The organism is Streptomyces sp. NPDC002784, assembly GCF_053592135.1.
Map to the genome: position 1 here is coordinate 88,750 of NZ_JBSFVD010000006.1, position 10,876 is coordinate 99,625.

A 10,876-nucleotide genomic window follows, 5' to 3' on the forward strand; every position below is an offset into this window, starting at 1 on the left:
CGCTTCTCCTGAGAATTCGCCAACGGCGCGCGACGGAATCGACAACGATCCGCCGCGCGCCGCTCGTTCTGCTCGCTCCCATGGGGGCATGGGGCATGGGGGTCGGGGTCAGGCAGTCTTCTTGTGGTCACCTTCGTGATCGCTGCCGTAGCCCTCGGGCTTGCCAGGCTTCTCAGGCTTTTCGCCATGGCCATGGCCGCCGCCCGGCTTTCCACCGTGATCGTGGTCTCCGGGCTTCCCGCCGTGATCGTGGCCGTGGCCGTGCCCGTTGCCGCCGGTCGTGCCGCCGGTCGTGCCCCCGGTCACACCACCCGTTCCGCCACCCGTGACGCTGCCCGTCGTGCCCGCGACGAGGCCGCCCAGGACGCCTCCGGTGGTTCCGCCCGTCGTCAGGACGCCGCCGAGAACGCCGCCGGTTCCGCTACCCGTCGGCACGCCGCCGATGACGCCGCCCGTGGTACCGGCCGTCGTGGTACCGCCCGTGGTGCCACCCGTCGTACCGCCCGTCGTGGTACCGGCGATCACACCACCCGTGATCAAGCCACCGGTCGTGCCACCCGTACCCCCGGTCTCGCACGGCCCCAGGAAGATCCTGTTCGTGTCCAGCGTCACGGCGCCGCCACCGGTACCGCCCGCGTCGGCCGGCAGCCGGCCGTTGATGACCGCCCCCGTGGTGGCGCTGATCGAGGTGTTGGCCAGGATGGTGCCCACGAACGAGGTGTTGGTGCCGAGCGTGGCCGAACTGCCCACCTGCCAGAACACATTGCACGGCGAGGCGCCGTTGACGAGGCGCACCGTGCTGTTCTCGGCCGCCGTCGTCAGCGTCGAACCGATCTGGAACACCCAGACGGCATCGGGGTTGCCCTGGGCGTCCAGGGTGAGGGTGCCGGTGATCTCCGCGCTGCTGTTCGCCCTGTAGAGGCCCGCCGTCAGCGTCTGGCCACCGAACTCGTGGGGCGCGTCGTTGTACACCGCGTCCGTCAGCGCCTGCCCCGCGGCCTGGTTGTACGCCGTGGTCAGCTCGGTCTTGGCCTGGCCCGCGTGGGCATCGGCACTGTGCAGGGTCCCGGGCGGGGTCACGCTGCCGGGCGGGAACCCGGTGATGGCCGCACCGGGGCTGACACCGACGTTGAGCCCTTCGATCACCGTGGGGCCGGTGTTGGTGACGGTCGCACCACCCAGCACTCCGTAGGTGGCCAGGGTCGTACCCATGGGCACGGGGGTGGCAATGGCATTTGCGCGCGTCGGCGTCAGAGCGAGGATCACGGCGGCGATGACCACGGCCACCACCGCCGCGATCCACATCGACATGGTGCGCCGCAGGGGCGGCGCGTCAGGAATGTTCAGCGTCATCGAGGGGCCAGCTCCTTGTACGGGTGGTCTGGCAGATCCCGGTTGCGCAGAGTCGCCTGTTTTCTGCCGTCGGAATATTACTGAGGAGTGTGCCGGTCAATGATTCTGCTGAGCGGGTTCTCCCCAATCGCTGAATGGACCTTGAATTACATAGGAATACTTAATGGGCTGGATGGCTCAGGAATCCGAGCAGGCGGCGGAGGCGGTCGTCCGGCACGTTCGACGGGACGGCGGACCGCCTCCGGAAGATCGCACTGCCCTCCTGGCAGGCCGCCGCGTCTCTCGGTATCGCCGGATGCGGGACGACTTGATGATCTTGATATCCGTGGCGCGGGTCCGGCCCACCACCTGGGGATATCCGGTACGGGAGGGCCTGCTCGCCGGCGTCGGGTCACGGGTGATGCAACCGGCACGCTCGAAACGGCGCACCAGGGCCTCCGGCGCCGGGACAGCCCCGGGGAGAGTGCCGCCGAGGCATCGCTCGGCCGCGTCCGGCCCGCACCGCCCGCAGCACCACTGACCGCCGGTCGATTAACCCTCCCGCGCCGCCACCCGGAAGGCCGACTCCGGCGTGTTGCGCGGCGCGTGCGGCATGGGGTGCGCCTGTTGCGTCAAGCCCTGTCAAGCCTCGCCAAGTCCCGTCAAGCCCCGCCAAGCCCTCCGATCAGCAGTCAAGTTACCGGCAGGTTTCTCGTGGCTTGTTTCGTTGATTTCAGTAGAACCCGTTTCGATCGAGCAAAACGAAAGGGGATCTGCATGAGATCCGAAGCAGACGTCAGACCGGAAGGAAGAGAACTTCCCCGACGACGTTTCATTGGTAGAACTGGTTCTATTTTTGGCGCCGCCGCATTGGGGGCATTCGATCTGCCCGCCACCGCGGCGCTTCCTCTCGAAGAGCAGGTCGACGCTCTCGTCATCGGCACCGGATACGGCGGTTCCGTCACCGCGTTGCGGCTCGCTCAGGCCGGGGTGGACGTCCGCATGGTGGAAATGGGCATGGCCTGGGACACCCCGGGAACGGACGGCAACGTATTCGCCAACACCACCAGCCCGGACTACCGGTCCTTCTGGCTCCGCACCCGGACCAGGCAGCCGCTGAGCAACTTCCTCGGCTTCCCGCTCGACAAGGACGTGCCGCGGTACACGGGGATCCTGGACGCCGAGGACTTGGGCGGCATCGTCGTGTACCAGGGGCGGGGCGTCGGCGGCGGGTCGCTCGTCAACGGCGGGATGGCGGTCACGCCGCTGCGCTCCCGCTTCCCCGGGATCCTGCCCTCCGTCGACGTCGACGAGATGTACGACGTCTACTACCCGCGCGCCAACAGCACCCTCGGCGTCAGCGGCATCGACCCCGCCTGGTTCGAGACCGCGGAGTGCTACGGGTACGCCCGCGTCGGCCGCAAGCACGCGGGACGGTCCGGCTTCCGCTTCCTGTTCGTGCCCAACGTCTACGACTGGGACTACATGAAGCGGGAGGCGGCGGGAGCGGTGCCCGAGTCGGCCCTGGCCGGCGAGATCCTGTACGGCAACAACCACGGCAAGAAGTCCTTGCCGAGGACCTATCTCGCGCAGGCCCGCGCGACCGGCCGGGTGTCCGTCTCACCGCTGCACCGGGCCACCGGCGTCACACCCGCCACCGGCGGCTACGCCGTGACCGTCGAGCAGCTCGACACGGGCGGCGCCGTCATCGCCACCAAGTCGGTACGGGCCCGGCGGGTGTTCTTCGCCGCCGGCAGCGTGGGCACCAGCAAGCTGCTGGTCCGGCTGAAGGCCACGGGCGCGCTGCCGAACCTCAACGGCGAGGTCGGCAACGGCTGGGGCGAGAACGGCAACGTCATGTGCGGCCGGGCCAACCACCTGTGGGACCCGACCGGCGCGCTGCAGTCCTCGATCCCGACGGCGGGCATCGACAACTGGGCCGCGGGCGGGGCGTTCGCCGAGGTGGCGCCGCTGCCGACCGGCATCGAGACCTGGGCGTCGTTCTACCTGCTACCTGTCGATCACCAACAACCCCCACCGCGGCCGGTTCACCTGGAACGCTGCGGCGGGGAAGGTGGAGCTGAACTGGCAGACGGCCTGGAAGCAGCCGTCGATCACCATGGCGAAGACGATCTTCGACAAGATCAACGCCACCGAGGGCACGATCCCCGGCAACGTCACCGTCAATCCGTTCGTGACCATCACCGCGCTCGCCGAGCGCAACATCGAGAGGATCATCGCCGAGGATTTCTGAGCCGCCCGTGATCCACGCATGACTGTGGGCCGTGGCCCCTGGCCCGGCCCACACCCTCAACCGCGCGCCGACGGAAGGCGCAGACGCTGTCCAGCCCCAGCACGTGGTTGAGGCGGCCGAACGCCAGCCAGGAGCCGATGCTCATGCTCAGCTCCACGATCTCCGCCTGGCTGTAGTGCGCCGTCATCCGCTCCCAGAACTCCCCGTCCAGGCGGCGATGGTCGAGTGCGTAGCGCTCCGCGTACTCGGCGGCCAGCCGGGTCCGTTCGTCGAAGGCGTCCGTCGTACGCCACCGGGTGACCGCGTCGAGGAAGCCCTCCTCGACCTTCCGCCCGTCGCGTTCGGTGCGCCAGTCCAGGCAGAACAGGCATCCGTTGATCTGCGCGACGCGCAGCCGGGCGGCCTCGAACTCCCGCAGCCCGAGCGTCGAGTGCTCGTAGACGGCGAGGGAGAAGGCACTGGCCGCCGGGCCGATCCCGGGCACCATCTCGCCCCAGACGTACGCGAGGGGCTCGGCGCCCTCGGGAATGTCGATCCGCATGGTCACCTCTTTCCGAGCCGGCCCACGGCCGGGCGCAGCGGGACGTCGAGGGCGTCGTAGAGGCCCGGTTGGGCTGCTACGAGCCAGTCGACGGCGTTCACCAGACGGCCGGCCGCCGTGGCGTTGCCGCCGGCGGCCCGGTTGTCCCCCTCGTCCGTGGCCTCGACCGTGACCTCGATGCGGGGGCGGCCCTCGATGATCACGCGGTGTGCGCCCGCGCCGCCGCCGGGCGGCACCGGCCAGTCCGGGGCGCAGCCGGGGTGGATGCGGGTGATGTGCTCGATGACGAGGCGGGCCTCGCCCGCCACCATGCCGCGCACCTCGAGACGCACCGCGCCCTGGGTACCGGCCGCGAACTCCCCCATCGTGTCCGTGCGGACGGACGCGTCGAGCTCTCGCCGCTCCAAGTGCTCCTCGATGTGGTCGAGTTGGGCGCCCATGGCGCGGGCCATCATCCGCAGCTGGCCGCCCCAGATCATCGTGGGGATGCCCTCGGCGAGCATCAGCGGCTGGTAGTCCAGCGGGTGCCCCATGCCGATGAGATGGCGGACCGATTCCTCCTGGTCGTACGTCGAGTAGTCGAAGATCTCCTGGCAGCGGACCGCGTCGATGTCCGACCCCAACCCGCTGACCAGGAGCGGGAGTACGTCGTTGGCCCACCCGGGGTCCACGCCGGAGACGAACAGGGCGCCGCCCCCGGCCCTGGCGGCGTCGAACAGGCCGGCACGGATCTCGTCGGGGGCGTTGGCGCAGTCGTACATGCCGTACAGGGACGGGGTGACGACGACGGCGCCGGCGCGCAGGGCGCGGCTGATGTCCTCGATCGCGCCGTCCGGGCGTACGTCACCGGAGGCGGCGTACACGACCGCGCGCGGGCCTGCGGAGAGGACGGCGTCCACGTCGTCCGTCGCCGTCACGCCGAGGGTGCGGCCGAGGCCGCCGAGTTCCCCCGCGTCCTTGCCGACCTTGGCGGCAGTGGAGACCAGCACGGCCACCAGGCTGAGCATCGGGTGTGCCGCGACGGCCCGCACCGCCGCGCGCCCGACGTTGCCCGTGCCCCAGACCACCGTGGGAATCATGGGCGGAGGGTAGCGACGCACCCCGGAACTTCCCATAGCCGTGCACGGGGAATCGGGGGCCGGGGCAACAGGCGGCCGGATGCGCCCAGGGCAGGGGGGCGGGACGGTCGTCAGATCGGGCTCAGTTCCAGGGTGGGGCCCGGTAGGGCCGAGCGGAGGCGGCGGTCGTGGGTCGCGATGATCACTGTTCCCGTGTAGTCGGCCAGGGCCGCTTGCAGGTCCTCCACCAGGGCCGGGGCCAGGTGGTTCGTCGGCTCGTCGAGGAGGAGCGCGTCGTGCGGCTCGGTCAGGAGGCGGGCCAGTTCCAGGCGGCGGCGCTGGCCCGTGGAGAGGTCCCGCACCCGCCGGTCCAGGTCGGGCTCGCGGAAGAGGCCCAGCGAGAGCAGTTCCTGCGCCCGGTGCGCCCCGAAGGCCGCCGCCAGGGAGAGGTCGTCCTCGCTCGGTGTCCGCGGTGTCACCTGGCGGAGGAGACCGGCCCGCGCGGGCCGCCGTACCGTCGCGCCGGGCTCCGGGGTCAGTTCACCGGCCAGGACTCGCAACAGGGTCGACTTTCCCGCGCCGTTGGGACCGGTGACCAGCAGCCGGCCGCCCGCGGGCACGTGCAGGGAGTCCAGCAGCAGGCGTCCGGGCACCCACACGTCGGCCACCTCCACCGCCCGGTCCGCCGCACCCTCGATCCGCGCGGCGAACCGCAGCGGTTCCGGCGGTGCGGGCACCGGGTTCTCCGTCAGCCGCTGCACCCGTTCGCGCGCGTTGCGGATCCGGCTCATCGCCCCGTGCGCCCGGGAGCGGGCCCGGAAGGCGCCCGCCCCGCTGAACGCCCACGGCGCCTTGCGGGGGATCGCGTCCAGGCGCCCGATGTGGGAGTCGGCGAGCCGGGACTGGCGGGCCACCTCCGCCCGCCAGTCGGTGTACTCCCGTTCCTGGCGGGCGCGTTCGGCGGCCTTGGCGGTGAGGTATCCCTCGTAGCCGTCGCCGTAGCGGCGGACGGATCCGGCGTCCACCTCCAGGATGGTGTCCGTCACGCGGTCCAGGAAGGTCCGGTCGTGGGTCACGGCGACGAGCGTGCCCCGGTGGGCGCGCAGCCGCTCCTCCAGCCAGGCCACCGCCTCGTCGTCCAGGTCGTTGGTCGGCTCGTCGAGGAGGAGCAGTTCCGGCGAGGAGGCCAGCGTCGCCGCCAGGGCCAGCCGTGAGCGCCGGCCGCCGGAGAGGGTGCCGAGCCTGCGGGACCGGTCCAGGGCGGCCGACTCGCCCAGGTGGCGCAGGATCACGTCGACCCGTCGGTCCGCGTCGTAACCGCCGCGCGCCTCGAACTCCGCCTCCAGCGCGGCATAGTGCTCGTACGCCGAGGAGTCGGCGAGTTGGGCGCCGGCCGCCCGCAACCGGCGCTCCAGAGTGCGCAGTTCGGACAGCGCCAGGTCGACGGCGTCACCGACGCGTGCCGTGTCGGGCAGGTCCAGGGTCTGCGCCAGGTGCCCGGTCCCGCCCGGTGCTACGACGGTCAGGGCGCCGTTGTCGGGCGGTACGGCGCCGGCGAGCAGCCGCAGGAGGGTGGACTTGCCGGAGCCGTTGTCCCCGACGACCCCGGCCCGCTCACCGGGCCGGACGGTGAACGACACGCGGTCCAGGACGAGTCGGGTGCCGAAGCGCTTGCTGACATCGGTGACGGTGAGCTGGGGGACGGCGACGGGGGAGGGTGCTTCGGGAGCATGGAACAAGTGGGTCCTCTTTCGATGGCTGATGACTGATGACTAATGACTGGTAGCGAGACGAGACGTCTCGTCTTTCAGTACTCCTGGACCGTACTCCCCGCGCCCGATTGACGCAAGACGCCGCGTCTCGCTCACCTACGATCGACGCATCCGGCGAATTATTTCGGAATCAGACTCGGGCTTCTTGATCAGAAATATGGCGAGTAAAAAGTCAGGCGTCATCGGAACGGCATCTGAAATGCAGCGATGACCGATTCACCGTCTTCGAATGTTTCGTAACAGTAACCGAAACTATTGACACTTGACGTGCCCCGGCCAACACTCCGCCGCATGAAGAACTCACTCACACGGCTCCGGCTGCTCATCAGCAGCGCCTGTGCCGTCCTGCTGCTCGCCATCGGCTCGGTGACCGCTCACGCGGACACCGTCGTCACCACGAACCAGACCGGTACCAACAACGGCTACTACTACTCGTTCTGGACCGACGCCCAGGGCACGGTCTCCATGAACCTCGGCTCCGGCGGCAACTACAGCACCAGCTGGCGCAACACCGGGAACTTCGTCGCCGGCAAGGGCTGGGCCAACGGCGCGCGCCGGACCGTGACCTACTCCGGCACCTTCAACCCGTCCGGCAACGCCTACCTGACGCTCTACGGATGGACCGCGAACCCGCTCGTGGAGTACTACATCGTCGACAACTGGGGCACCTACCGCCCCACCGGCACCTTCAAGGGCACGGTCACCACCGACGGCGGCACGTACGACATCTACAAGACGACCCGGTACAACGCCCCCTCCGTCGAGGGCACCAAGACCTTCGACCAGTACTGGAGCGTCCGGCAGTCGAAGCGGACGGGCGGCACCATCACGACCGGCAACCACTTCGACGCGTGGACCCGTGCCGGAATGCCGCTCGGCAGCTTCAACTACTACATGATCATGGCGACCGAGGGCTACCAGAGCAGCGGCAGCTCCAACATCACGGTGGGCGGCACCGGTTCGGGCGGAGGGGGCGGCGGTGGCGGCACCGGCTGCTCCGCCACGCTCTCCGCCGGCCAGCAGTGGAGCGACCGCTACAACCTCAACGTCTCGGTCACCGGCTCCAGCAACTGGACCGTCACGATGAACGTGCCCTCACCCGCGAAGGTTCTCTCCACCTGGAACGTCAGCGCCAGTTACCCCAGTTCGCAAGTCCTCACCGCCAGGCCCAACGGCAGCGGCAACAACTGGGGAGCCACCATCCAGCACAACGGCAACCACACCTGGCCCACCGTCTCCTGCACGGCGAGCTGACCGCGAAGGAGGCCCGACCATGCGTCCCTTGATCGCGAAACTGGCGGTGGCGGCACTGGCAGTAGCGAGCACGATCACCGTCAGCACCGCCAATCCCACCCCGGCACAGGCCGCGACCTGCAACGGCTACGTCGCCCTCACCTTCGACGACGGCCCGTCCGGCAGCACCCCGGCCCTGCTGAACGCACTCACCCAGAACGGCCTTCGGGCCACGATGTTCAACCAGGGCCAGTACGCCGCCGCCAACCCGGCACAGGTCCGCGCCCAGGTGAACGCGGGCATGTGGGTGGCCAACCACAGCTACACCCACCCGCATCTGACCCAGCTCAGCCAGGCGCAGATCGACTCCGAGCTCTCCCGTACGCAACAGGCGATCAGCAACGCGGGCGGCGGTACGCCGGTGCTCTTCCGTCCGCCGTACGGCGAGACCAACGCGACCGTGAAGGCCGTGGCCGCCAAGTACGGTCTCACCGAGGTCATCTGGGACGTCGACTCCCAGGACTGGAACGGCGCGACCACGGACGCGATCGTGGCGGCCGCGGGGCGGCTCACCAACGGACAGGTCATGCTGATGCACGACTGGTCCGCCAACTCCCTGGCGGCGATCCCGCGCATCGCGCAGGGACTGGCGAGCCGTAATCTCTGCGCCGGGATGATCTCCCCGCAGACCGGCCGGGCGGTGGCGCCGACCGGCTCCGGCGGGGGCGGCGGCGGCAGCTGTACGGCCGCCCTGTCCGCAGGCCAGCAGTGGAGCGACCGCTACAACCTCAACGTCTCGGTCACCGGCTCCAGCAACTGGACCGTCACCATGAACGTGCCCTCACCCGCGAAGGTTCTCTCCACCTGGAACGTCAGCGCCAGTTACCCCAGTTCGCAAGTCCTCACCGCCAGGCCCAACGGCAGCGGCAACAACTGGGGCGTCACCATCCAGCACAACGGCAACCGGAACTGGCCCACGGTCAGCTGCACCGCGAGCTGACCCGGGGAGCGTGGGCCCCACCCTGTGTCACCAGGTGGGGCCCACGCGCAGCAAGGTGTCCCGGACCCGGGTGACATGAGGGTTTCCGGCGGGTCCCGGGCGCTGGACCACGTACGCCGTGTTGATCGGTGGGTCCTCGGGATCGTGCAGGAGGGTGAGGGCGGCCGAGGCGAGTTCCTGTTCGCACAAGTAGCGGGGCAGGACCGAGAAGCCCGCGCCCGCGGTGACCGCCGCCAGGACGCCGCGCAGGTCGGGCAGAGTGACGGCGGCGCGGCAGTTCAGGCGCTGGCCGAAGACGTGGCGCCAGTAGCGGCGGAGGATCGGCAGATCCTCGGCGTAGGCGATGAGCGGGACGGTGTGCAGGACGCCGGGGCCCTCGGCCGTCACCCGGCCGCCGATGCGGTCCGCCCACCCCGGCGCGGCGACCAGCACGAACTCCTCGTCGACCAACGGGGTCGCGAGCAGGGTACGGCCGCGCGGGCGGGTGGTGGCCAGGACCAGGTCGTGGCGGCCCGCGCGCAGTTCGTCGAGCAGGGGATCCGTCAGGCCCGGTGTCACCCGCAGCCGCAGCCCCTCCGCGACCAGCGGGGCCAGCGCGGGCAGGACGCGCAGGCAGAGGAGTTCCGCCGGGCCCGCGAGGTGGACCGGCGCGGGCGGGCCCGACTCCGCCGGGCCGTGGCCGGTGGCCGCCAGCAGCGCGTCCAGCGGGCCCGCGATCCGCGCCGCCAGGTCATGGGCGTACGGCGTGGGCGCCACGCCCCTGGGCAGGCGGGCGAAGAGCTCGCGGCCCGACTGCCGCTCCAGGGCCTTCACCTGCGTGGTCACCGTGGGCTGGGAGATGCCCAGCAGCTGCGCGGCGGCGGTGAAGGAGCCGGAGCGGTAGACGGCCAGGAACGTCCGGGCCAGGTTGAGGTCCTGGATGCCCGTTCCCGGGGACGCGCTCAGCCCAGCCTCTTCAGCAGTTCGGCCGCGAGCGGGGCCGAGGAGGCCGGGTTCTGGCCGGTCACCAGGTTGCGGTCGACGACCACGTGCGGCGCCCACGGCTCGCCCGCCTCGACGTGCACGCCCGCCTCCACGAGCCGCGACTGCAGCAGCCACTTCGCCTTGCCGGCGAGCCCGGCCTGGGTCTCCTCGGCGTCGGTGTAGGCGGCGATCCGGTAGCCGGCGAAGGCATTGGCGCCGTCCTCGCGGGTGGCGGCGAGCAGCGCGGCCGGGCCGTGGCAGACCACGCCGAGCGGCTTGCCGGAGTCCAGGGCGTCGACGAGGAGCCGGCCGGAGACGGCGTCGACCGCCAGGTCCTCCATGGGGCCGTGGCCGCCGGGGTAGAAGACGGCGGCGTAGTCGTCGAGGTCGACGTCCGCCAGGCTGACCGGGTTCTTCAGCTCGGTCATCGCGTCGAGGGCCCGCACGGTCTCGTCCGCGCCCTCCTGGCCGCCGTTGGCCTCCGGGGCGAGGCTGCCCCGGTCGACGGTGGGCTCGACTCCGCCGGGCGTGGCGACGACGATCTCGTGGCCCTCGGCCTTGAACCGCTGGTAGGGGGCGACGACCTCCTCGGCCCAGAAACCGGTGGGGTGGCGGGTGCCGTCGGCGAGCGTCCAGTGGTCGACGCCGGTCAGCACGAACAGGATCTTCGACATGGTGCGATCTCCAGAGGTTCGGTGGGACCTCGAACGTAAGCCCGTGGAC

8 protein-coding genes and 1 pseudogene are annotated in these 10,876 nt (G+C 70.6%); 3 read left to right on the forward strand and 6 right to left on the reverse strand.

Going from position 1 to position 10,876, the window contains the following annotated elements:
• Window positions 1-108: 108 nt before the first annotated feature.
• Entirely contained in the window at window positions 109-1,353 is a 1,245-nt protein-coding gene (locus ACWD1Z_RS14460) for an ice-binding family protein (RefSeq protein WP_451118603.1), read from the reverse strand.
• Window positions 1,354-2,109: 756 nt separating this feature from the next.
• Here ACWD1Z_RS14460 and ACWD1Z_RS14465 point away from each other — a divergent pair.
• Window positions 2,110-3,586, forward strand: a pseudogene (locus tag ACWD1Z_RS14465) (GMC family oxidoreductase).
• Here ACWD1Z_RS14465 and ACWD1Z_RS14470 read toward each other — a convergent pair.
• From ACWD1Z_RS14470 to abc-f, 3 genes are all read right to left on the reverse strand, one after another.
• A complete protein-coding gene (locus ACWD1Z_RS14470) occupies window positions 3,567-4,127 on the reverse strand; it encodes a carboxymuconolactone decarboxylase family protein (RefSeq protein ID WP_451118605.1) in 561 nt (186 codons plus the stop codon). The pseudogene ACWD1Z_RS14465 and the gene ACWD1Z_RS14470 overlap by 20 nt on opposite strands.
• A gap of 2 nt (window positions 4,128-4,129) precedes the next feature.
• On the reverse strand, window positions 4,130-5,206 hold the full coding sequence (locus ACWD1Z_RS14475) for an NAD(P)H-dependent amine dehydrogenase family protein (RefSeq protein ID WP_451118607.1): 1,077 nt from the start codon (window positions 5,204-5,206) through the stop codon (window positions 4,130-4,132).
• 110 nt (window positions 5,207-5,316) lie between these two features.
• Window positions 5,317-6,924: a ribosomal protection-like ABC-F family protein gene (gene abc-f, locus ACWD1Z_RS14480; protein ID WP_451118609.1), complete on the reverse strand. Its 1,608-nt coding sequence runs from the start codon at window positions 6,922-6,924 to the stop codon at window positions 5,317-5,319.
• Between the two features lie 324 nt (window positions 6,925-7,248).
• Between abc-f and ACWD1Z_RS14485 the strand changes: the two genes are divergently transcribed.
• Window positions 7,249-8,211, forward strand: a complete 963-nt coding sequence (locus tag ACWD1Z_RS14485) for a glycoside hydrolase family 11 protein (RefSeq protein ID WP_451118611.1) — start codon at window positions 7,249-7,251, stop codon at window positions 8,209-8,211.
• Between the two features lie 19 nt (window positions 8,212-8,230).
• On the forward strand, window positions 8,231-9,190 hold the full coding sequence (locus tag ACWD1Z_RS14490) for a polysaccharide deacetylase family protein (protein WP_451118613.1): 960 nt from the start codon (window positions 8,231-8,233) through the stop codon (window positions 9,188-9,190).
• A gap of 27 nt (window positions 9,191-9,217) precedes the next feature.
• On the opposite strand, the gene ACWD1Z_RS14495 is transcribed toward ACWD1Z_RS14490, so the two are convergent.
• Together ACWD1Z_RS14495 and ACWD1Z_RS14500 are read right to left on the reverse strand one after the other, a co-directional pair.
• Window positions 9,218-10,135 carry a LysR family transcriptional regulator gene (locus ACWD1Z_RS14495; protein ID WP_451118928.1) on the reverse strand — a complete coding sequence of 306 codons (918 nt, stop codon included), beginning with the start codon at window positions 10,133-10,135 and terminating at the stop codon, window positions 9,218-9,220.
• The gene (locus tag ACWD1Z_RS14500; protein ID WP_451118615.1) at window positions 10,132-10,827 is read right to left on the reverse strand and encodes a type 1 glutamine amidotransferase domain-containing protein; all 696 of its coding nucleotides are present in this window, start codon (window positions 10,825-10,827) and stop codon (window positions 10,132-10,134) included. Before ACWD1Z_RS14500 ends, ACWD1Z_RS14495 begins: the two co-directional genes overlap by 4 nt.
• Between the last annotated feature and the right edge of the window lie 49 nt (window positions 10,828-10,876).